Source organism: Streptomyces graminilatus (assembly GCF_001418565.1).
GTDB classification, from domain to species: Bacteria; Actinomycetota; Actinomycetes; order Streptomycetales; family Streptomycetaceae; genus Streptomyces; species Streptomyces graminilatus.
Genome location: NZ_LIQQ01000167.1, coordinates 1 through 22,727 on the forward strand (window position 1 = coordinate 1; position 22,727 = coordinate 22,727).

Genomic DNA, 22,727 nt, shown 5'->3' on the forward strand with positions numbered 1-22,727 from the left:
GCCCCCGGTCGCCCGTCGCCCGGTGGACATGCCCGTCCCCACGCCCATGTCCATGCCGTACCCGCTGCGCGCCCTGAAGCCGGAGGGCGACCTGCCGCCGCTGATCCTGGTCCACGCGGCGGGCGGCACCCCGGACGTCTACCGGCCGCTCGCCGGACTGCTGGCCCCCGGGCTGCCGGTGTACGGGGTGGACCGGGTCGAGGAGATGGACACCGTCGCCGAGAGGGCGCGGCTGTGCGCCGAGGCGATCCGCAAGGCGTGGCCCGACGGCCGCTACCGGATCGGCGGCTGGTCGTACGGCGGGTTCGTGGCCCAGGAGACCGCCCGGCTGCTCGCCGCCGAGTTCGTGCCCCCCGACGCGGTGGTCCTCATCGACTCCGTACGCCCGGTGCGCCCGCCCGGCCAGACCGCGTGGGACGTGGCCCGCGAGCACTTCGAGGGGTTCACCGAGTACGTGGCGAAGGCCTACGGCGCCCGGCTGGACCTTCCGTACGACCGACTCGCCCGGCTCGACGACCGGGGCCGTATCGGCCTGGTGGTGGAGGCGCTGAGCGCGGTCGCCGACATCCCGCCCGCCGCGCTGGAACACCAGCGCACCTCCTACCTGGACCTGCGGACCGGCGAGGCGCACACCCCCGGTTCGTACGACGGCCGGGTGATCCTCTACCGCGCCACCGAACCCGCCCCGCACACCGTGCGCGACCGGGCGTACGAGCGTGAGGACGACGCCCTCGGCTGGGACGAACTCTGCCCGGACCTGGAGATCGTCCGCGTCCCGGGACACCACCTGTCAATTCTCGACCCGCCGCACAACCAGGTCATCGCCGATCACCTGAACCGCGCGTTCGGCTGAACACCCCGCTCACCCACATCACCTCACAAGGAGCCGCACGTCATGTCCGACCACCCGTCCGTTCCCCGCCCCGGCCTGTCCCGCCGCACGCTCGCCAAGGCCGCCGCCCTCGGTGTCGCGGGCGTGCTCATCGGACCCGGGAGAGCCTCGGCCGCCGGCGTCACCGTCACGCAACTGGGCCCCCGCACCTTCGACCTGAGCATCCCCTCGGCCGCGCTGGGCCGCACCGCGCCCGTCCGGATCATCCTGCCGACCGCCTACGCCGCCCAGCCGGGCCGCACCTGGCCGGTGCTCAACCTGCTGCACGGCGCGCACGACGACTACAACTCGTGGACCCGCGAGACCAACATCGAGGCGTTCACCGCCAACAAGGACCTGATCGTGGCCATGCCGGACGGCGGGCCCACCGGCATTCCCACGCGCTGGAAGACCGGCCCCAACTACGAGGCATTCCAGCTCCAGGAGGTCCCGGCGGTCCTGCGCGCCTCCTACCGGGCCTCCACCGTCCAGGCAGTGGCCGGGGTCTCGACCGGCGGGTACGGCGCCATGGCGCACGCCGCCCGCAATCCGGGAAGGTTCGTGGCAGCCGCGTCGTACAGCGGAATACTCGCCACCACCGTGCCGAACATGCCGCAGATCGTCGACGCGATCGTGCGCCGGGAGAACCTCGACCCCATGACGCTGTGGGGCTCCTCGACGACCGACGCCGCCATCTGGCAGGACTTCAACCCCGTGGCACGCGCGAACGGTCTGCGCGGCACGGCGCTCTACGCCTCGGTCGGCACCGGCAGTCTCAACGGCGGGATCGGTTCCATCATCGCCCTGCTGCAGATCATCGCGGGCAACAGCGGCTCCGTGGTGCCCGGGGTCCTGGAGAGCCTGGTGACGTCCTCCACACAGAACTTCTTGACCACGCTCGGCCAGCTGGGCATCCCGGTCACCCAGCACATCTATCCGGGTGGCGGGCACGGATGGGCCGACTGGCAGCGGGAGTTCACCAACTCCTGGCCGCTCCTCGCGAGGGCGCTCGGGCTGCCGGCCTGACGCGTGCAGGTGGGCCTCCGTGCTTTGTCGCGCACTGACAACGCCTTGAACCCATCTTGTAACTCCCGTACAGGGCACGAGAGTTAAGCGGAGGGATATCGTCGTCGGTCGTACCGCCTGACCGACGGTAGGAGCAAACAGCATGGATCCCTTCGCAGTTGTCCCCCGGCGACTGGCAGAGTTCCTGCGCCCGCAGCTCGACGAGATCGCCGGCGAGGTCGAGCGCGAGGTGCAGCTTCAGGTACCCGAGTACGCGCGGCCGGCCGACGACACGTACGTGCGGACGATCAAGGCCGGAGTCACCCAGGCCCTGACCCTCTTCGTGGACCGTATCGCCGACACGGGCCAGCAGCGGGACCTGGAACACGTCGTCCACACCTACCAGGAGATCGGGCGCGGCGAGTCCGGTGAAGGGCGCGGCCTGGAAGTGCTGCAGGCCGCGCTCCGGCTCGGCGGGCGGGCCGCTTGGCGGCGCATGATGAAGGCCGCCGACGAACTCGCCCTCGACCCGGGCGAGGTGGCCGCGCTCGCGGACGCGGCCTTCACCCATATGCACGAGATCATGCAGGCGGCCACCGAGGGCCACACCGAGGCCCGCCTGCGCACCAGCGGTGAGCTGCAACGGCGCCGCAAGCGGCTGCTGGACCTGCTCTTCGCCGACCTGCCCGCCTCGGCGGAGACCGTCGAGGAACTGGCCCGCGCCGCGCGCTGGACGGTGCCCCGGCGGGTCGCCGTCATCGCCGTGGGCGGGAGTGGACGGGAGGAGGACGAACGGCAGTTACTGCCCGCCGGAGTCCTGGCCGACCTGGCCGCCGGCCCGCCCCGGCTGGTCATCCCGGACCCGGACACGACCGGGCCCTCGCACGGGCGCGCTCTCGCCCCCGCGCTGCGGGGCCGGCCGGCCGCGCTCGGACCGACGGTCCCGCTCGCCCAGATCGCGGACTCGCTGCGCTGGGCGGCCCGTGCCCTGTCGCTCATGCAGCGCGGTGTCCTGCCCGGCGAGGGCGTGGTCCGGTGCGCCGACCACCTCTCGACGCTGATCCTCTACTCGGACGAGGCGCTGGTCCGGGCCCTGTCCTACCGGGTTCTCGCGCCGCTGGCCGGGATCCCGGCGCCGCAGCGAGGCAGGCTGGCGGAGACACTGCTCGCCTGGCTTCAGAGCGAGAGCAGCGTCGGGGGCACCGCCCTGCGGCTGCACCTGCATCCGCAGACGGTGCGCTACCGGATGCGCCAGCTGGAGAAACTGTTCGGTGACTCCCTGCGGGACTCGGAGACCCGCTTCGAGCTGGAACTCGCCCTGCGGGCCGGCGCGGCCTCCGAGGCGTCCCGCGAGAACACCGGGCCGGCGGCGGAACCCGTCCGCCCGTCGGTCTCCTCGCTGCGCTCCACCGGCGGCTGACCTCTCCCCGCGCCTCCCGGCGCACCGGTCACCACCATGCTCATCCGTTGTCGAAAACCGGGACGGCACTTGTCATTCCGGTGACTAACACAGGTGTCGCGCGACCGCCTAGTTTCTGAGGGCAGTCCAATCGCCGTGCGGTCGCTCCGGTGCGCCGACGGCATCGCCCGCCACGGTGTCCGCGCCGTCAGGCCCCCGGCGCCAGACAGTCCGGCAGGGGGCCGGCGGCGGGTGCCGGGTCGGCGAGGCAGGCGGCGGCGCGTTCCGGGCCGAGGAAGGGGGCCAGCACGGAGAAGACGAGACCGGGCAGCAGACCGGGCAGCTCGGCGGTCCGGCCGGCGGCGATCCGCCGGTGTATCGCGGAGTACACCCCGCCGACCACGATGTCGACCAACTCCGCCGTGGGGACGGGGAGTCCGTCCTCGGGCGCGTCGGTGAAGAAGTCCCGGAAACGGGTCAGCAGCGCCTCGCGTGCCGCCCATCCGGCGGGGCCGACCGCGTCGACCTCCACGATGGCCATGGCCGCGAACGCCGGTGCCCCGGCGAGCAGGTTCAGCAGCGCGCCGAGCCCGGCGCGCACCGCGCCCGGCCAGTCGGAGGTCCGGGCGTGGGCCTCCTCCATGGCGCTGAAGACCATGGTCGTGCCGTAGTGGTGGGCGGCGAGAAAGGCGTCCTCCTTGCCCTTGAAGAGCTCGTAGAAGACCGGCCTGGTCACACCCGCGGCCTGGCAGATGTCGCTGACCCGGGTATGGGCGTAGCCGACCTGGCCGATGGTGCGGACGAAGCCGTCGAGCAGCCTGTCGCGCTGGTTGGCGGCGACCACCTCGGGCGGGACCCGGCGTGGTCCCCGCTTCAGCGAGCGCTCCGGGTCACGTGCCTTTCGCGTACCGGGCAGCACCAGCTCGTGCGTCTGCGACGGATCTGTTGCCATTCCACATCCCTCCCAGAGAACTTGCGCGCAGTGTATTGACTTGAATACCCGTCAGGTTTACAACTCTCACAGGTTTTCTTCTTATTGCGTGGACTGCCGTCGGTGAGCCGCCGAAACCGACAGTCTCACGCACCTGCAAGGCCCGTCAGCAAGTGTGCGCGCGTCTCTGATGTCAGGTCAGCGACGCGCATCGGACGGGTGGTTCCCGCAGTCCGGGAACCACCCCCGCGGACCGCCGTCTTCACCCCGAGCCGGGGACCGGCGACCCGCCTTCACCAGCCGCGCCCGAACCGGAAGAACCAGAGGACCTCATCATGCGCAGATACACCGCCTCCGCCGTCGCCGCCACCGCCGCCCTGTCGGCCCTGGCCCTCCTCCCCGCCACCACCGCCTCGGCGGACAGCGCCGTGCTCACCTACGGCAGCGCCGGCGGCAGCGCGATCTCCGTCGGCGACGTGCTCACCTCGTCGCTGGCGAGCGGCACCTCGGCCACCATGAAGACCAGCCTGGGCGGCAACTCGGGCATCACCTGCTCCGCCTCGGCGCTCTCCGCCACGGTGACGTCGAACCCCGCCGCCCCCGGCACCGCCACCGAGTCCGCGACCTCCCAGACCTTCGGCGGCTGCACCAGCAACGTCTTCGGCGTCACCGGCGTCCAGAGCCTCACGGTCAACGGCCTGCCCTACAACACCTCCGCGTCCTCCGACGGCACCGTCAAGGTGACCCCGTCCGCGGGCAGCGCGATCCAGACCACCGTCGTGCTCTCCACCCTGCTGGGCTCAGTCACCTGCGTCTACCGGGCGCCCAGCCTCTCCGCGGTGAGCAACAACAGCGACACCAGCCTGACCTTCACCAACCAGGAGTTCACCAAGTCGTCCGGCTCCTTCCTGTGCAACAACAAGGGCTACTTCTCGGCCACGTACGCCCCCGTGGTCGACAGCAGTGTCAGCGGCTCCCCCGCCGTCTACACCAACTGACACCCCCCTGAGAGGACTCCCGTGAAACTGCTCCGCCCCCGAGCTGTCATGGCGACCCTCGCGATCGTCGCCTCGATCGCCATCGGCGCCCCCGCCCAGGCCGGTGCCGCCCCCACTCAGGTCAGTGCCGCCGCCTCCTACGAACGCGGCCCGTACCCGACCGAGGCAAGCATCACCGCCGTCACCGGTCCGTTCGCCACCGCGACGGTCAACGTGCCGTCGGGCAGCGGTCCGGGCTTCAACAACGGCACCATCTACTACCCCACCGACACCAGCCAGGGCACCTTCGGCTCCGTCGTCGTCATGCCGGGCTTCTTCGCCTCCCAGTCGCAGATCGCCTGGTACGGGCCCCGGCTGGCCTCGCAGGGCTTCGTGGTGCTGACCCTCGACAGCAACGCGCCGTGGGACCCGCCGGGCGACCGCGGCAGCCAACTGCTGGCAGCGCTCGACTACCTGACGACCCAGAGCGCGGTGAAGAACAGGATCGACCCCACCCGGTCGGCCCTGATCGGCTGGTCGATGGGTGGCGGCGGCACGCTGGAGAGCGCGGCGAACAGGCCGGCCCTCAAGGCGGCGATCCCGCTGGCGCCCTGGAACGTCAAGAACGTCGGTGCCCAGATCAAGGTGCCCACCATGATCTTCGGCGCCGACGGCGACACCGTGGCCCCCGTCTCCAGCATGTCCCTGCCCTACTACAACGCGATCGTCGCCCCCAACAAGGCGTTCATCAACCTGAAGGGCGCCGACCACTTCACCTTCGCCAAGCCCACCACCACGATCGCGAAGTACAGCATCGCCTGGCTCAAGCGCTTCGTGGACAGCGACACCCGCTACAACCAGTTCCTCTGCCCGGCTCCGAACGACCCCACCACGGTCGACTTCAAGATCACCTGCCCGGTCTGACCCGACCTCGAAGCCTGGTAGGCGCGTGGTAGGCGCGGGGGCCCAACCGGCCACCCGCGCCCTGCCATGTCCCGCACCCGGCACCGGCTCACCGCGCCCGGCCCACGCGGGAACCGGAACCTCGTAAACTCCGGGCTTGTGCGTGTGACGGTTCTCGGCCCGCTCAGGGCATGGCGTGACGGGACGGAACTCGAACTCGGCCCACCCAGGAGGAAGGCCCTGCTGGCGCTCCTGCTGACCCAGGTGGACCAGCCCGTTCCGGCCGACGAGATCGTCGAGGTCCTGTGGGGGGACAACGCCCCGGACAGCGCGATGAACGTCGTACACCGGCACATCGGGACCCTGCGCAAGGCGCTGGGTCCCGTTCTGGTGCGGGCGTCCGGCGGATACCGGCTCCACCTCGACACCGGGGAGCTGGATCTCCTGCGGTTCCGCGCACTGCGGGCCGACGCCGCACAGAGTCGGCGGACGGGCGACGACATCGCGGGCACGAGGCAACTGCTGGCGGCCCTCGACCTCTGGCACGGGCCGATCGCCGGCGGGCTGCCGACAGCGATGCGTGCCCATCCACTGATCGCGCGGGTCGAACGCGAGTACCCGGACACGGTGAAGGAAGCCGTCGACGCCGCCATGGGCGCCGGTGACGTCCACCTGGAGCGCGTACTCATGCCGCTGCGGCGCGCGGCCCACGCACACCCGCTGGACGAGACGTTGCACGCACGCCTCGTCACGGCCCTGGCCCGCACCGGGCACACACGGGAAGCGCGACGGAGCTACGAGGACGTACGCCGACGGCTCGACGAGGACCTCGGACTTGAGCCCGGTCCCGAACTGGCGGAAGCCGGAGCACGGCTGCGTACGCGCTCGGACGCGACAGCTCCTGCCTCGATTCCTTCCCCGACCGCGGCGGGCGACGGCATCACTCCTACGACGAGACCCGCACAACTCCCCCCGGACCTGGGCGTCTTCAGCGGACGGCACACCGAACTGGCCCTGGCGCGCAGCCTGCTGTCCGCCGACGGACTGCCGGGCCGGCCCGTCGTCATCAGTGCCATCGGGGGCATGGCGGGAGTGGGCAAGACCACGCTGGCCCTCCACTGGGCGCACGAGGTCGCCCCGCGCTACCCCGACGGGCAGCTCTTCGCCGACCTGCGCGGCTTCGACCCGGGCGGGGCGACGGCCGCTCCGGCCCAGATCCTGCGCGGCTTCCTCGACGCGCTGGGAGTCGCGTCCGAACACATACCGCTGACCGTCGACGCCCAGGCGTCGCTCTACCGGAGCCTGTTGGCGGGCAAGCGTGTACTGGTCGTGCTGGACAACGCCAGGGACCCCGAACAGGTCCGGCCGCTGCTGCCGGGCGCGGGCGGCTGCCTCGTCATCGTCACCAGCCGCACCTTCCTGTCCGGCCTGGTGGCCGAGGGCGCGCATCCCGTCGCCCTCGACGTGCTGGACGAAGCCGCTTCCCAGGAGCTGCTGGCCCGCCGCCTCGGTACGCGACGGCTCACCGAACAGCCCGACGCGGTCAGGGACATCGTCCGCGCGTGCGCGGGCCTGCCGCTGGCCCTGGCGGTCGTCAGCGCCCGTATGTCCATGAACCCCCACGGTGATCTCGGTGTCCTCGCCTCCGAACTGACGGAGGACGGCGAGCGCCTCGCCACGCTGTCGGCCGGAGATCCGTCCACCGACCTGCGAACGGTCTTCTCCTGGTCGTACCGGGCGCTCACCCCGCCGGCCGCGCTGCTCTTCCGCCTGCTGGCCCTGCACCCCGGGCCCGAGGTGTCGCTCGACGCGGCGTCGAGCCTGCTCGGTCTGCCCCGGCCCGAGACACGCTCCGCGCTGTCCGAACTGGCCGGCGCACATCTGCTCACCGAACGCCTCGCCGGCCGGTTCGGGTGCCACGACCTGCTGCGCGCCTACGCGGGCGACCTGCTCCAGGCCCACGATTCCCAGGACGATCAGATTCTCGCCCTGCGGCGGCTGCTCGACCATCTGCTGCACAGCGCGCGGCACGCGAGCGCCTTACTCGCACCGCAGGGCGAACAGCCGGCCCTCCCCGACCCCGTCGACGGCGCTGTCGTGGTCGGGTTCCGCACCCGCGAACAGGCGGCGAACTGGCTGGAGTCGGAGCGGGCCGTCATCCTCGCCGCGGTCGCCCACGGGCCCGCCCGCACACATCTGCCGTCGCGGTGCTGGCAGTTGGCCGCCACGGTGGAACTGCACCTCGACCGGCTCGGCCGCTGGCAGGAACAGCTCGCCCTCCAGACGGCGGCGCTCGACGCGGCGGAGCGAGCCGGGGATCAGACAGGCCGTGCCCACGCCCACCGCGCCCTGGGCTTCGTCCACGGCCGCCTCGGCGACCCCGACGCGGCCACGGAACACCTGACCACCGCCCTTGACCTGTTCCGGGCGGTGGCCGACCCGGCGGGCGAGGCCAGGACCCAGCGCTACCTCGCCTTCCAGGCGAACAGGGACGGCCGGCACGAGGACGCTCTGATCCACTACGGCCTGGCCCACACCCTGTACGCGGACTCGGGCAACCTGACCGGGCAGGCCCAGGTGCACAACGAGGTCGGGTGGACCCACATCCTGCGCGGCGACCACTCCCGGGCCCTCGTGGAATGCCATCGGGCGATCGACCTCCACCGGCAGCTCGGCAATCCGAACGGCGAGGCCGCCGCCTGGGACAGCCTCGGCTACGCCCACCATCACCTGTCGGACCACGAACAGGCCATCGACTGCTACCGCCAGGCCCTGACGCTCTACCGCCACCTGCACGACGCCTACCTCGAAGCGGACACCCTGGTCCACATCGGCGACAGCCAGCAGGCCGCGGGAGCCCCCGCCGATGCCGACGGATCGTGGCGGCAGGCCCTGCGGATCCTCGAACGCCTGGGCCACCCGGACGCGGCGGCGGTCCGGCAGCGCCTGGCCGGCTGACGTACCCCGAGGGCGGCAGGCGGCGGCCTGCCGTACGTCGGCACCTTTTGGTCGCCTCGCCCCGGCTACGTTCACCGAACCGCCGAGCCGAAAGGAACCAAGGCCATGCCCACGATCACCACATCGGACTGCGTCGAGATCCACTACAAGGACTGGGGGAGCGGGCAGCCCCACTGGTGGACTGTCGGTATTCGACGTGAACCCGCGGCGGACGCCCGCGCTCCGGTGCGGGCCTTCGCCCTCTGCCACCGCGCCGTACGGCCCCCTCCCGGCAGCGGCAATCCCGCGCGGCAGAAGGCTCACCCGGCGCTACGAGGTTCACGGCGCCGGCACGGCACCGATCTGCTGCATCACCCCGAGGAGATCGGGCTGGCCCCGTTCGCCGACGATCCGGCCGTCGGCCAGGTAGTAGAAGTTCATGGCCTGCACCGAGATCTTGTTGCCGCTCGCCGGGATCCCGAAGAACTCACCGTCGTGGGTTCCCCGCATGGTGAACCGCGCGGCCACGGTGTCGCCTTCGGTGACCGTCTCCTCCAGCGTCCACCGGACGTCGGGGAAGGCGCCGCGCATCATCCCGATGACTTCCAGGTACCCATCGGGCCCCCGCAGGGGTTCCGGGTGGCTTGGCGCGTGGAACACCGCGTCCGGAGAAATGACCTCGCGGGCGAGATCCTCGTTGCCCGTGTTGATGAACTCGACGAAGCGGTTCATCACTGACTCGGTGGACTGCGATGGCATCTTGCTGTGCCTCTCCGGAGACGTTTGAGCGGGTGCCGCGAGCGTAACATCGAATCGATGTTCACATCGATTCGATGTTCGCGTGCGAAGATGGACTCATGCTGGAACTCGCGATACTCGGCTTCCTCGCCGAGGGACCCCTGCCCGGACACGAGCTGCGCCGCCGCGTCTCACAACTGACCGGCTATACGCGGCCGGTCAGTGACGGCAGCCTGTATCCGGCGATCAATCGCCTGACCAGGGCGGGCTTGATCGAGCGGCGCGCCGACCCGGCCGCGGGGGCGGCCCGGTACGTGCTCAGCCCGACCGCGGCCGGACGGGCCGACATGCTTCAGCGCCTGCGCAAGCCCGCCGACCACGAGATCACCGACTTCACCCGGTTCTACGTCGTCCTGGCCTTCCTCTCCCACCTGCCCGACGTGGCCGAACAGCACGCGGTGCTGCGCAGACGGCTGGAGTTCCTGGAAGAACCGGCGAGCTTCTTCTACGACAACGAGCGGCCCCTGCGTGCCGAGCAGATCGCCGACCCCTACCGGCGGGGCATGCTGCTCACCGCCCGCGCCACCAGCCGCGCCGAACGGACCTGGCTGCGCGAGGCCCTCGGGGAGAAGGCGCCCGCATTCGACACCGCACGCACCGACGGCGATCCGCACGCGCCCGCCGCTCCCACGAGCTGACTGCCACGGAGGTACCCCCATGCTTGCATCCTGGTACGACGACCAGGGCCCCGCCGCCGATGTCCTGCACGTCGGTGAACTCCCTGATCCCGTCCCCGGCCCCGGCGAGGTCCGCGTCCGCGTCACCGTCTCGGGCGTCAACCCCGGCGACACCAAGAAACGGCGCGGCTGGCTCGGCTCGTCCATGCCCTTCCCGCGGGTGATCCCGCACAGCGACGCCGCCGGAGTCATCGACGCGGTGGGCGCCCAAGTCGACGCCCACCGCGTCGGACAACGGGTCTGGGTATACGGCGCCCAGTCCTACCGCCCCTTCGGCACAGCCGCCCAGTACACCGTCGTACCCGACCACCAGGCCGCCCCCCTGCCCGACCACCTCGATGACGAGCTGGGGGCGAGCCTCGGCATCCCCGGCATCACCGCCCACCGCACCGTCTTCGCCGACGGCCCGGTCGACGGCCAACTGGTCCTGGTCCACGGAGTTCTCGGCGGCGTCGGCTCCCTGGCCGCCCAGCTCGCCCACTGGGCCGGCGCGACTGTGATCGCGACCGTCCGCCGAACCGCGGACCTCAACCGCGTCGACGCGGCCGTCGTCTCCCACGCCGTCGCCCTGGATACCGGCGACCCCGCCGCGGCCATCCGCTCGTACGCGCCGCGGGGCGTCGACCGGATCATCGAGGTCGCGCTGTCCGACAACGCCGATCTCGACAACGCCGTCGCCGCCGACAACGCCGTCATCGCCGCCTACGCCACCCGCGCGGACCGCACCGAGATCCCCTTCTGGCCGCTGCTGTTCAACAACGTCACCCTGCGGCTGCTCGGCAGCGACGACTTCCCCGCCGAGGCCAAGCGCCAGGCCGCCCGCGACCTCACCTCCGCAGCCGCCGTCGGCGCCCTTACCGTCGCCGTCGGCGACCGTCACCCGCTGGACGACATCGCCAAGGCCCACGACCGCGTCGACGCCGGCGGTGGCCACGGCCGCATCCTGCTCACCATCCCCCAATAGCGCGGACCCGGAACACCGCCCTGCTCAACTGCCTGCCGTCGATGAAGTTGAAGACCTCGGCGCGGGCAGTGGCCCGGTCTGGCCAGGTCCGGGTGCCGATCTCCTCAAGGCCTGACACACGGCCCGGATGTTCTCCTGCCGGATGTTCTCCTGAAAGGGCTGTCTAGGGAGCGTTCGCGGTGGCGGAGAGCTTCTCCCGGATCTCGGCCGCCCAGGCGGGATCCATCCGGGTGAGGATGTCGAGTGCCTGACGCCAGCGCGCGCGGGCGTCCTCGGTGGCGCCCGCCTCGGCGAGCGTGTCGCCGAGGCGGGTGAGGCTGCCGGCCTCGTTGTAGCGGTCTCCGTTCGCCCGCAGAATGCGGATCGCGCGCTCGTAACAGAGGCGGGCCCGGCGGAGGTTGCCGAGGCGATGGTGGGCGAACGCCAGTGTGTCCCAGGTGTGCGCATGCCCCCGGTCCCCTTCCTCGGGTATCCGCCGGTAGACCAGCAGCGACCGCACGGCGCTGGTGACCGCGTCCTCGTAGGCTCCCGACGACGCCTGGAACCAGGCGAGCGCGTTGAGGGAGGTGGCCTGCGCGCTGAGGTGACCGGCCTCGCGGTAGAGGTCGAGCGCGCGCCGCGTGTGCTCGATCGCCAGGACGTCACGTCCGGTGCGCTCCATCAGCCAGCCGAGTATCCGCAGGCAGTGTGCCTGCCCCATCCGGTCGCCGAGGGATTCGAACAGCGAAAGGGCGTGGCTCGCGTGCTCCTCCGCCGACTCGTACCGGCGCAGCAGGGAGTACGCGCGTCCCAGTCCCGCGTGCGCGTGGGCCAGGCCGAGCGCCTCGCCCGACTGCCGGGCGGCGGCCAGCGCGGTGTGCTGGAGGTCCACCCAGTCGTGCCAGGGGCCCACCCGCTTGTACATCGATTCGAGCAGATGGATGAGCCGCCAGGCGTCGTGCGGCCGGTCGTCCTGGACGGCCTGGCGCACGACCGCCGTCAACGTGAGGCGTTCCTGCTGGAACCATTCCACCGACGCTTCCACGCTGGACGGCTCGGCGGCAGCCGCCGGGACCCCGGCGGGGACGGTGACGAGGTGGGTCGGGTCGAGCAGCCTCAGGGCCGCGTGGGCCGTCCGAGCGTAGTGCCGGTACAGCCGGCCGTGCGCCGAGTCCCTGTCCTCGGCGGTGTCGTGCGACTCGGCGGCCTCCCGTCCGTAGGCGCGCAGCAGGTCGTGCAGACGGTGGCGGCCCCGCGCCTCCACGCCGACGAGATGTGCTCGTACGAGCTCGGCCAGCAGCGGACGGGTCGCGCGTACGGTGAGTCCGGCCAGGGCGGCGGCGGAATCGATGTCGAACGTCGCTCCCGGGTGCAGCGACAGCAGGCGGAAGAGCCGGGCGGTGTCGTCCGGGAGCGTGCGGTACGACCAGCCGAACACCGCTCGTACGTCGGTGAACCGGTCCGCGCCCTGGAAGGCGTCCAGGCTGCCCTTCGCCTCCAGCAGTTGGCCGGCCGTCGCGCTGAGCGGCAGGCGGGGGTTCATCAGCGCACGTGCCGTGATGACGGAGAGGGCCAGCGGGAGCCTGCCGCACAGGGCGATGATCGTCTCGGTCGCCTCGGGTTCGGCGTCGACCCGGTCGGCCCCGAGCCGCCGGACGAGGCTCTCGCGGGCGCTCCCGGCGGACATCACGTCGAGTTCCAGCGGGTGGGCGCCGTGCGCCGCGACCAGACTGCTCAGTTGGTTCCGGCTGGTGATGAGGACCAGACAGCCCGCGGACCCGGGAAGCAGCGGCCGGACCTGCTCCGTGTCACGGGCGTTGTCGAGCAGCACGAGCATGCGCCGGTCCGCCAGGAAGCTCCGGTACAGGGCGGCCTGGGCGTCGAGCCCGTCGGGGATCCGCTGAGGGGAGACCCCCAGACTCGCCAGGAAGCCGCGGATCGCCTCGGCGGGGGTCATGGCCGATCCGTTGAGGTCGAAGCCGCGGAGATTGACGTAGAGCTGACCGTCGGGATACCGGTCGGCCACGCGGTACGCGAGGTGGACGGCGAGGGTGGTCTTGCCGACACCGGCCATGCCGCCGATCGCACTGATGACCATCGCGGGGGAGGCGGGAGCGGTGCGTTCGCCGGCGTCCAGTTGTGCCAGCAGGCTGTCGACCTCGGCCTCCCGCCCGACGAAATGCGCCGGAGCGGCGGGCAGTTGAGCGGGGCGGGGGAGAGGGGAGCCGTACATCTGGTGATACGGCTGGTGCAACTGCTGTTCGATCTCGGCCGGTTCCTGTGCCGGTTCCGGTGCCGGTTCGGGTGCTGGAGGCGTGGGCGGGGCTCCGGCCAGCACCTGTTGGTGCGCTTCGCTCAGCAACGGGGAGGGGCTGACGCCCAGTTCCGTCCGGAGACGGTCGCGCAGGCGGTGGAAGACGTCGACGGCTTCGGCCTGTCGTCCGGACGCGGCCAGGGCGAGCAGGAGCTTGGCGTGCAGCTGTTCGTCGAACCGGTGCTGGTCCGCCAGCATCCGCAGGGGAGCGAGCACGAGGTCCGCGTCTTTGTGGCGCAGCGCGAGGTCCGCCGCCTCCACGGCGAGTGCCAGCCGCTCGTTGTCGAGCTGGGTGAAGAGCGGATGCCCCCGGACCTCGGCGCTGACGCCGGCCGCCACCGGGCCCCGCCACAGGGCGAGAGCCTCCGCGTACCGGCGTACCGAGTCCCCGGCCCGCCCCGCGTCGCGGGCTTCACGGGCGCGCGTGTACAGCTCGCGGAAACGCAGCAGGTCGAGCGAGTCCGCGTCCACCTCGATCCGGTAGCCGCCGCCCCCGCCCACCAGCCACTGTCCCGGAGCCATACGGGGGAGGGCCGGTTCGATCATCCGGCGCAGCGAGCCGGCGTAACGGCGTACGACGTTCGTCGCGCTGGCGGGTTCGGTGCCGCCCCACAGCAGGGCGATCAGGGTGGGCAGCGGCACCGTCTGCCCCGCGCTCGCCAGCAGGACGGCGAGCATGGCCCGCTGTTGCGGGGGCCCGGTGCGCAGTTCGGTGCCGCCCCGCCACACCCGTACGGGGCCGAGCACGGCGAAGCGCACCTCGGGCGCGGGCGGGACGGTCAGGGCGTCGTCTCCAGTCATCGTGGTGAAATCGATCGCTCAGCCGGCCGGCCGCAGCAGTTGTGCCAAGGCGGTGCGGGAGGTGACGCCCAGCTTGGGTAAGACGCGGTGGAGGCAGTCGCCGACCGTCCGGTGGGAGAGGCAGAGCTTCTCGCCGGTCTCCCGGTCGGTGGGGTCATCCGCCGCCGTCAGGGGGATCGGATCCGAGGTGAGCCCGCGCGCCACGAAGGCCGGAACGGCGGCACCGGCCGCGTCCAGCCGGTGCGGGTCCTCCACGACCAGCGGTACGGGGCGCTGGGCGGCCACCTCCGCGAGAAGATCGAGGGTCGCCAGGGCCACCAGGAACGGATCGGCGTCCCGGTTCCCGGCGTCGGCGTCCCGGTTCCCGGCGTCGACAGGCCGGCTCTCGGCCTCGACTGCCCCGGTGAGGGTCGCCAGTTGAGCGGGCGGCGGCGCGGTGCCGTGGGAGCGGACGGGGGCTGGCAGCCGGCTCAGGCCGGCGAAGGGCAGGTGGGCGTTGTGTTCGCCGGCCGTGGTGGTCCGGACGCGGAAGCCCGCGGCGGGACGTCCGGTGAACGGGTGTTCCAGGCGGGCGGTCTTGCCGATGCCGGGCTCGCCCGTGATCAGGAGTGCCCCGCCGACGCCGTCGCGTGCACGGTCCATGACGGCCGTGACAGCGGCGGTCCCGGCATCCCGTCCGATGACTGGCACTGCGCTCGATTCTCGAACCGGTGATCTTTTTCGTCAGTCTACGTCGTGACGGACCACCGCTCCAGGGTCCGCTTTCCGCCTTGGCCTGGCCTGGCGTCTGCGTCTGTGCCAAGGCGAGCGGAACGACCGGTCCGACGCACGGCGCGACGATGTCCCGGAGCGCGGAGCGCGATGGGGGCCCGGACCGGTCCCCAGGCCGTCGTGGAGCCGGGCCGAGATGCCGTCGTACACGGCGAACGCCCCCGCGCGGTTCCCGGCGGCCGTCGGAACCAGCATCAACTTGGCCCGCAAGGACGGGTCCAGGGCGTGGCGGTCGGCGATCCGGTCCGCTCTCCCGGGCCAGCCGCGTCGCTTCCCCGGCGGCGGCAACGGTCGGCGTGAGCTGTGCCAGTCGGGCGCACACGTCCGCCGCAGTCGACGGGGCTGGGCGTGGGCGAGGATCGAGAGCGGCGACGGATCGGTGTCCGACAGGGGCGGTTCGTCGGCCGGCGCGACGATGTCACGGGGAGTTCCGTTGGATGCCCGTCTACTGCGGCACGGATTTCTGGCCCGTCGGACCGGCCGCGAACCAGGTCCCGCCGAGCCCTTGGCCGTTGGCATCCCCTGCCTCGATGTCTCCCGAGTAACGGTAGACGGGCCACCCGCCGATCGTCAGCTGCACCGATCCGTCGTCCCGGCGGATCGCGCCCACCTGTTTCTCGTCCACACCGGCCAGGTAGACGTTGCCGCCCTCCACGATCGTCACCGGCGGCCAGGTGGTGGCGCACTCGCCGACGCAGGCCGACCTGGACGGCTCGGCGGTGTCCTTGTCGAACCGGTACAGGGTCGCCTGGTTGATGTTGATCAGATGGGTGCCGAGGGCGGGCGACCGTACCGCCGACAGTTGCACCCACTTCGGCGGCGCCTCCTGCACCTGGCGACCGGTGACCGTACCGCCGGTGCCCTGGAGGCCGTTGTCCGCGGCGGCGCTGTCCACGACCCGCAGCGCGGTGTTGCCGGTGGCCGGGGGCTGCGAGGTCTGCTGTCCGGAATCGGCGGACGGGGCGGACGCGGACGACGCGGTGGACGCGGGCGCGTCCGGGGAACCGCCCACCGAGACGGTTCTGCCGCACGCGGCGGCCAGCGACAGCCCGCACAGGACGAGAGTGGTGAGTGCGGTCCGGGTGAGCGGGCCGTGTGTCGTAGCGCTGTTGAGAATCACATGGCCATCACGAGACGGACGGCCGAAAGGTTCACACGGCTCCACAGGGCTCCACACGGCTCCACAGGGCTCTACAGGGGGCTTCACGCGGCGTCGCCTGTCTTCGCCGAACCCTTCGGGGCTCCACATCGTGTTCTCGTCGAGGCAGAGCATGCGACCGGACCGGCGGAAGGACTGCGATGGCCAGGATCGAGATACCGGGCACAGAACTCGAGGAGGTCCGTCGGACCCTCGGATTCGTCATGGACAACATCGACATCGACAGTGCCGACATCGACTTCGACCGTGCGCTGGGCCGCCCGCTCGTCGACGCGGCGCGCAACTTCGAGAACCGGTGGAGCGACGGACGCATCCAGATCCAGCGGCAGGCGAAGGTCATCCGGGACGGCGCGGACGACATGGTCCAGCAGTTCACCCGGACGGACAACGACGCCGCCGCCAACCTCGGGACACCCCGATGAGCGCCCCGGACCGCTTCGTCCTCCAGGTGCCCGAGTCCTGGCCGGACGCCGACCTCAGCGGGGAGTCCCTGACCGCGATGCGCGCCGCCGCGCTGGCGCGGACGGACGATCCCAGGCAGAAGGCGACCGTCAACGACATGTTCCGGCAGGGCCGCGAGCTGGTGCGCGCCGCACGGAGCCACGGCGCGCTCTACGGAGCCGGTACGGTCACGCTCTTCGACGACGGCGTCTTCATGGCCAACGTCATGGTCTTCGCCGTGACCGCGCCGACGGGGCGGGAACTGAACCTGGCCACTCTGTCCGCCCAGCTGGGCGGGTCCGCCGCGAAGGGGAAGGCCCTGTCGAACCGTGTCGTCACCGCTGTCGAGATCCCCGAGGTGGGGACGGTGGCACGGGTGACTGCCGTGGAGGAGGTTCCGTTGACCGCCGACGTCAGGATGAGGGTGCTCACCATGCACACGGTGATCCCGGTTCCCGCGACGCCGAGGAACTACCTGCTGGTGACCTGCACCAGTCCCAACCTGCCTTTGAGGACAGACGTGTACGACCTCTTCGACGCCATCACCCATACGTTCCGCTACGTGCGGTCCGTGGAGGAGACGGCAGCCGTGTGAGGCGGGTCCCGGGGGGCGGGGGTGTGTGGAGGGCGGCCGCCCGACGGGTCCCGCCCTCCACACACCTCCGCCCCCGCCGTCCGCGTCAGTCCTCGGGACGCGCCAGCGGAACCTGCACCGCGGTCAGTGTGCCGTCTCCCAGATGGAGCAGCCCGCGTCCGGCCTGCGGAGCACCTCCGACGAGGCCACGGGTGAGGCGGACGCCCACCACGTCGCCGTCGCTCAGACTCTGCGGCGAGAGCAGCATGCCGGACCTGTTCCGCTTCACCTGCCCCACCCAACCGGCGAGGCTCAGGGACAGCGATTCGGCGTTGCCCGCCACGACCAGCCCCCAGCCGGGACCCGCTCCGCCGCGTGCCAGCAACGCCAGGTCGGGGTCGATCTCGGCGCCCATGAACAGTTCCGCGTCGTCCACGACGATCACCGCGGCGTCCTGGGGGACGCTGCCGAGTGCCTCGCGGAACTCGGCGGTCGACACCTCCGGTTCGGTGAGTACGGCGACGACACCCGGCCGCCCCGCGAGCTCACGCAACGGTGACCTGCGCGGGGCCAGGACGATGACACCGCCGCCGGCCGCCAGGACGGAGCGCGCCGCGCCCAGCAGAGCGGTACTGCGGCCGGTGCGCGGCGGTCCGGCGATGGCGAACGTGGGCACGTCCGCCAGGTCGGGCCCGAGGGAGGTGAGAGTGTCACCGCCGACCGCGACCAGCGGACGCAGCGGCCCCCCTGTCGTATGTAGGGCCGCCGCGTCGGCGTACGAGATACGGTCGGGCAGCACGTCCAGACGCGCGGGGCGCCGCGTGTCGGGGACCTCCGCCTCACGCACGGTCAGAGCGGCCCCCAGCTCCACGAGCACCTGGGCCTGCGCCGTGCCGGCCAGGTCCGTCGAGAGCACGGCGATCTGCGTCTCGCTCAGGTCCTGAAGCCGCAGCGCCCGGCCCGGCACCGGATCCGTGGGCGCCGACCGCGACGGAATGCCCACCGAGCCGTAGTCCGCGCGGTCGTTGAGCCGCAGAACGAGCTTGTCCTCGGTCGTACCGGCGAAACGGCCGCCGCCCAGTACCCGGTCACCGGCCAGCACCAGGTGAATGCCCGCGCCCGCCCCGTCCCTGAGCAGCTTGAGCATGCGTTCCATGAAGCTGCCGTTGTCGAAAGTGGCGAACTCTCGCTCGAAGACCTCGAACCGGTCCACCAGGACCACGATGTGCGGCAGCCGCTCCTCCGGGGTCGCCATGCTCCGCAGCTCGGCGAGGTCGGCGGTCCCACGCGCCCCCAACAGCGTCTGACGCGAGGTGAGTTCGGCGACGAGCCGGTCGAACAGCCGGTTGAGCCGCTCGGTCTGTTTACGGTCCACGACGGCACCGCAGTGCGGCAGCGCGGTCAACGCGTTGAGCGCGCCGTTGCCGCAGTCGATGCCGTACAGGTGCACGTCCTCCACCCCGTGCGCCTGGGCCAGCGCCGCCGACAGCGTACGCAGCGCCTGGGAGCGGCCACTGCGGGCGGAGCCGATGAGGTGCAGATGGCCCGCGCGGTCGATGTCGAAGACCAGTGGGGTACGGCTCTGCTGGGCCGGCAGGTCCACCAGACCGTAGGCCACGACGGGCAGCGACGCCGTACGGTCGGCGACCGGGTCGGGGGACCGCTCGGGTGTCCAGGTCAGGACGTCCGGCAGCGCGGGCAGCCATGGGCTGGGCTGACGTGCCACGTCCGTGACGCGGGCCGCCTGGGCGATCGCCGTGGTCAGCACGGAGAGATCCGTGACCGCCGAGACACCCCCGGCGGACCCGGCCCCGGACCACCGGACCACCGGACCACCGAGCTCCTGCCACGTCACCCTGCGGGCCCGCACCGGTACGTCGCTGTCCGCCACCACCGCCGTCCCGGGGTGCCGCCCGCCCACCCGCGCCGCCTGGAACGGCAGCAGGGCCGAAGGGCCCAGCCGGGCATAGGCGCGCCCGGGTGTGGCGGAGGAGATCTCGCCCGCCTCGGGGGCGTCGATGATGTCCCGGCTCTCGCCGGTGTCCGTGGTGCGCAGCGCGATACGCAGGTTGGTGTTGGCCCGGATGTCGGCGGTGACGGCCCCGCTGGGCCGCTGCGTGGCCAGGATCAGATGGATGCCCAGAGACCGTCCCCGCTGCGCGATGTTGACCAACCCCGAGATGAAGTCGGGCAGTTCACGCGCCATTGAGGCGAACTCGTCGATGACGAGCAGCAGTCGGGGGAGGGGCGACAGCACGTCCCCGCCCCGGGCCCGCTTGTCGAGGTAGTCCTCGATGTCCTTCGCCCCCGCCTTCGCCAGAAGCGCCTCCCGGCGGCGCAGCTCCGCCCCCAGCGAGACCAGTGCCCGTTCGACCAGATGCGTGTCCAGGTCGGTCACCATGCCGACGGTGTGCGGCAGTTCGGCGCATTCGGCGAACGCGCTGCCGCCCTTGTAGTCGACGAGGACGAACGTCATCTCGTCCGGCCGGTTGACGACGGCGAGAGTGGCGATGAGGGTCTGGAGCAGTTCCGACTTGCCCGAACCGGTGGTGCCCGCGACGAGACCGTGCGGGCCGTCCCGCACCAGGTCCACGGCGAAGTCGCCGTCGTAGCCGGTACCCATGACCGCGCGGGTGCTGCGCCCCGACAGTGCCCAGCCGGCCGCCACGGCCTGGGCCGTCGGCGTCTCCAGGCCCAGGAGGTCGAGCAGCCGTACGGCGCCGGGCAGCACGCTCTCGTCGGAGTCGCCCACACCCCGCAGCGGTGCGAGAACCCGGCCCAGCCTGTCGTACCAGCCGGGGTCCGGGACGTCGGTGCGTACGTCCTCCAGAGCCGCGCCGACACCGGTACGCACCCGGGAACCGCCGTCGGCCCCGCCGGGCAGTACCACGACGGCCCCGCACTCCTCGGGGAGCAGTCGCTCCTCCCGGTCCACGCAGATCGTGTGCACGCCCACCGAGGGGCCGTCGCGCAGCAGGGCGACCACACCGGGCAGGGAGCGGGCCCGGCGGGCCTGGTCCAGGATCACCAGGACGTCCGGCAGTCCGGCCACCCCGCCCCGCCGCTGCTCGGGCCCGGCGGCGATCCGGGACGCGACCGTCCGGCCGAGTTCGCCGATACGCCGGGCCAGGGCGTCGGCGGTGGACCCCACCAGCGCGTACGTGTCCTCGGCCTGCGGCCGGCAGTGCGGCAGCCAGCGCGTCCACGCCCAGTCACGCTCGTCGTCGAGACCGGCCAGTACGACGATCCGTAGATCTGAAGGGCTGTGCAGGCTCGCGGCCTGGGCGGCCAGCCAGCCGGCGAGCCGGCCGGCGCCCGGACCGGCGATGCCCGCCACTCCGGCGCGTCTGAGAGCCACGGTCACCGGGACCTGGTTCAGGCCGGGCACCGTCGTCCTGCGGTGTTCGTCCCGTGTCGGATCCTCCACGCTCACGGAGGAGGGAATGTCGGCGGTGCCCACCCGCAGGGTGAGGAAGTCGGCGTCCTGCCATCGGCGTTCCCAGAGCCGTTCCGAGGGCTGCGCGGCCATCTGGAGCAGCGCCGCCGGATCCGGGTGCGCCGCCCGGAGGGCGCGCTGCTCCTCCCGTACGGCGCTGTCGATGTCCTTACGCAGCCGGCCCATCGTGCTCTCGTACTCCTCGAACTGCTCCTGATACTTCAGGAGTGCCTGCTTACGGCCGCCGAACTGCGTGACCAGCGCGGCGATCGGGGACAGCAGGGCCAGGAACACGAAGGTCCAGCGCCCGGTGACGAAGATGGCGACGACGGCGCTCCCGGCCGGCAGCAACAGGATCGGCAGCAAGGGAATCGGACGCTTGTCGGGTTTGACGGGTGGTGTCGGCAGACGGAAACGGGCGTTGGCCGGCGTGGGCAGGAAACGGGGAGGCCGGTTGAACTCCAGACCCAGGCCGTCCTCGGCCGGGGTCAGCGGAGCCTTGACGGACGTCCGCGCGGTCAGTTCCAACAGGACGTCCCCGACGGCCAGTTGACTGCCCTCCCGCCACTCCGCCAGGGCGTCCGGCGGCCGTCCGTCCAGCAGCGCGCGCGCACCGGGGGACACGAACGCGGTGCCGTCCACCCTGACCTGGACCCGGGCGGCGAAGGCGGGCACCGAGGACGCCAGTCGAACGCGGCAGTCGGGCGCGCTGCCCAGGTCGTACTCGCCCGGCATCAGCCGGAACACCGTCCCGGCCCCGGGCCCCGAGACCAGGCGCAGTTCCGTCATGCCCTCGGGCTCGGGCTCCCAGGGCGGGGGCGCGCCGAGGCCGAGGTCCATGCCGTCACGTATCCCCGCGGCCTGGAGGGTCAGGGCCGGGTCGACGGGTTCGGCTCCCGCGTAGAGGGTGGGGCCGTCACCGGAGGGCGTGTGGTCGGCGTCCCACCTCCCGTCGTCGCCGCCTCGCCCGACAGCGCGGGAGAGTTCCGCCGCGAGCCGGCCCGTACGGGCGGAGGGCTCGGTGTCGACGACGACAGGGATGGACGCCCCCTCGTCCTTGGGGTCACGGACGCTGACGTTCAGTCGCACGGTGATCGATGTCCTTCCATACGAGGGGGCGACGACGGGAAGCAGGGTGAAGCGGGAGCGCGGGACGTCACACGCGACGCGATACGTCAGCGCAGATTGGAGCCGAGCTGCTCGTCGGTCTGGGCGAAGGCGTCGCCGACGGCCTTGACGTACTGGCTGATGCCCTGAAGTCCCTGGTTCACCTGCTCGAAGCCCTTGGCGAACTCGTCGAAGAAGGGCTGGAACTTCTGCTGCGCGGCAGGCGTGCTGTAGCCCTGGGACAGCAACTGGGTGATCCGGCCGCGCACCTCGGTCAGCTTGTCCTGGAGTGCCGAGAAATCGTTGAGGAGGGAGGCCGAGGCCGCGGCGGTCTCGTCCGAGTCGACGGCGAAGTTGGGCATGGGAACGCTCCTTGTGCGTGGGTGGACAACCCGCCCGGGAAGTGGGCGGAAACCTTGACCGGGCCGGGTCCGCGGTGCGGGCCCTATGCGCCGGGAGAGGGAGGACGGGGGGCGGCGGCCGGACCCTCCGGCCCGGCCGGCCCGGCCGCCGGTTCGGGCGAGGCCGGCCGGTCGGTGATCGGTGACGACGGGGCCGTGGTGAACCCGTCCGTCGTCGGGCTGGCGGGCGGGCTCGCCGCGGGGGCCGGGCCCTGTGTCGTGATCGGCTCGGTGAACGGGCGTGCCGGGGTCTCCGCGATCGGCGAGGAAGGGGCGGTGGTG

Annotated in this window: 19 protein-coding genes; 10 read left to right on the forward strand and 9 right to left on the reverse strand. The window is 71.9% G+C overall.

Features of this window, described 5'->3' with window-relative positions:
- The 3 genes from AOK08_RS15970 to AOK08_RS15980 form a co-directional block, all read left to right on the forward strand.
- A partial coding sequence (locus tag AOK08_RS15970) for a thioesterase domain-containing protein (RefSeq protein WP_157876692.1) occupies positions 1-853 on the forward strand: 853 nt, incomplete at its 5' end.
- 42 nt (positions 854-895) lie between these two features.
- Positions 896-1,897, forward strand: a complete 1,002-nt coding sequence (locus AOK08_RS15975; RefSeq protein ID WP_055526230.1) for an alpha/beta hydrolase — start codon at positions 896-898, stop codon at positions 1,895-1,897.
- Positions 1,898-2,039: 142 nt separating this feature from the next.
- A complete protein-coding gene (locus AOK08_RS15980; protein ID WP_055526231.1) occupies positions 2,040-3,296 on the forward strand; it encodes a PucR family transcriptional regulator in 1,257 nt (418 codons plus the stop codon).
- Between the two features lie 187 nt (positions 3,297-3,483).
- Here AOK08_RS15980 and AOK08_RS15985 read toward each other — a convergent pair whose 3' ends face one another.
- Positions 3,484-4,227 (reverse strand): TetR/AcrR family transcriptional regulator, encoded by a 744-nt coding sequence (locus AOK08_RS15985; RefSeq protein ID WP_055526232.1) that lies wholly within the window; start codon positions 4,225-4,227, stop codon positions 3,484-3,486.
- Between the two features lie 314 nt (positions 4,228-4,541).
- Between AOK08_RS15985 and AOK08_RS15990 the strand changes: the two genes are divergently transcribed.
- The 3 genes from AOK08_RS15990 (at position 4,542) to AOK08_RS16000 (ending at position 9,044) form a co-directional block, all read left to right on the forward strand.
- A complete protein-coding gene (locus AOK08_RS15990) occupies positions 4,542-5,204 on the forward strand; it encodes a hypothetical protein (RefSeq protein WP_055526233.1) in 663 nt (220 codons plus the stop codon).
- Between the two features lie 21 nt (positions 5,205-5,225).
- Positions 5,226-6,107: a dienelactone hydrolase family protein gene (locus AOK08_RS15995; protein WP_241826964.1), complete on the forward strand. Its 882-nt coding sequence runs from the start codon at positions 5,226-5,228 to the stop codon at positions 6,105-6,107.
- A gap of 138 nt (positions 6,108-6,245) precedes the next feature.
- Complete coding sequence (locus AOK08_RS16000; RefSeq protein WP_055526235.1) at positions 6,246-9,044, forward strand: AfsR/SARP family transcriptional regulator; 2,799 nt, start codon at positions 6,246-6,248, stop codon at positions 9,042-9,044.
- 318 nt (positions 9,045-9,362) lie between these two features.
- Here AOK08_RS16000 and AOK08_RS16005 read toward each other — a convergent pair whose 3' ends face one another.
- A complete protein-coding gene (locus AOK08_RS16005) occupies positions 9,363-9,755 on the reverse strand; it encodes an ester cyclase (protein ID WP_241826965.1) in 393 nt (130 codons plus the stop codon).
- A 125-nt stretch (positions 9,756-9,880) separates the two neighbouring features.
- Between AOK08_RS16005 and AOK08_RS16010 the strand changes: the two genes are divergently transcribed.
- Together AOK08_RS16010 and AOK08_RS16015 are read left to right on the forward strand one after the other, a co-directional pair.
- Positions 9,881-10,459, forward strand: coding sequence for a PadR family transcriptional regulator (locus AOK08_RS16010; RefSeq protein ID WP_055526237.1), 579 nt, complete (start codon positions 9,881-9,883; stop codon positions 10,457-10,459).
- 19 nt (positions 10,460-10,478) lie between these two features.
- Entirely contained in the window at positions 10,479-11,462 is a 984-nt protein-coding gene (locus AOK08_RS16015; RefSeq protein ID WP_055526238.1) for an NADPH:quinone reductase, read from the forward strand.
- Here the strand turns inward: AOK08_RS16015 and AOK08_RS48425 are convergent.
- Genes AOK08_RS48425 through AOK08_RS16030 form a run of 5 tightly spaced genes read right to left on the reverse strand, consistent with a single transcriptional unit; the run spans position 11,446 to position 16,447 of the window.
- Complete coding sequence (locus tag AOK08_RS48425; protein WP_277816024.1) at positions 11,446-11,580, reverse strand: hypothetical protein; 135 nt, start codon at positions 11,578-11,580, stop codon at positions 11,446-11,448. The genes AOK08_RS16015 and AOK08_RS48425 overlap by 17 nt on opposite strands.
- Positions 11,581-11,625: 45 nt before the next feature.
- On the reverse strand, positions 11,626-14,556 hold the full coding sequence (locus AOK08_RS16020) for an AfsR/SARP family transcriptional regulator (RefSeq protein ID WP_055526239.1): 2,931 nt from the start codon (positions 14,554-14,556) through the stop codon (positions 11,626-11,628).
- Positions 14,557-14,574: 18 nt separating this feature from the next.
- Positions 14,575-15,246 (reverse strand): AAA family ATPase, encoded by a 672-nt coding sequence (locus tag AOK08_RS16025; RefSeq protein WP_055526240.1) that lies wholly within the window; start codon positions 15,244-15,246, stop codon positions 14,575-14,577.
- A gap of 33 nt (positions 15,247-15,279) precedes the next feature.
- Positions 15,280-15,846: a BTAD domain-containing putative transcriptional regulator gene (locus AOK08_RS48890; RefSeq protein WP_107100959.1), complete on the reverse strand. Its 567-nt coding sequence runs from the start codon at positions 15,844-15,846 to the stop codon at positions 15,280-15,282.
- A complete protein-coding gene (locus tag AOK08_RS16030; protein ID WP_055526241.1) occupies positions 15,773-16,447 on the reverse strand; it encodes a hypothetical protein in 675 nt (224 codons plus the stop codon). The genes AOK08_RS48890 and AOK08_RS16030 overlap by 74 nt, the downstream gene beginning before the upstream one ends.
- A 179-nt stretch (positions 16,448-16,626) precedes the next feature.
- On the opposite strand from AOK08_RS16030, the gene AOK08_RS16035 reads away from it, so the two are divergent.
- Both AOK08_RS16035 and AOK08_RS16040 read left to right on the forward strand, forming a co-directional pair.
- Positions 16,627-16,908, forward strand: a complete 282-nt coding sequence (locus AOK08_RS16035) for a hypothetical protein (RefSeq protein WP_055526242.1) — start codon at positions 16,627-16,629, stop codon at positions 16,906-16,908.
- Entirely contained in the window at positions 16,905-17,522 is a 618-nt protein-coding gene (locus tag AOK08_RS16040; RefSeq protein ID WP_055526243.1) for a hypothetical protein, read from the forward strand. Before AOK08_RS16035 ends, AOK08_RS16040 begins: the two co-directional genes overlap by 4 nt.
- Before the next feature lie 85 nt (positions 17,523-17,607).
- Here AOK08_RS16040 and AOK08_RS16045 read toward each other — a convergent pair whose 3' ends face one another.
- Positions 17,608-22,026 carry an FtsK/SpoIIIE domain-containing protein gene (locus AOK08_RS16045; protein ID WP_063794061.1) on the reverse strand — a complete coding sequence of 1,473 codons (4,419 nt, stop codon included), beginning with the start codon at positions 22,024-22,026 and terminating at the stop codon, positions 17,608-17,610.
- Positions 22,027-22,112: 86 nt separating this feature from the next.
- Positions 22,113-22,406 (reverse strand): WXG100 family type VII secretion target, encoded by a 294-nt coding sequence (locus AOK08_RS16050; protein ID WP_055526244.1) that lies wholly within the window; start codon positions 22,404-22,406, stop codon positions 22,113-22,115.
- Positions 22,407-22,727: the final 321 nt, after the last annotated feature.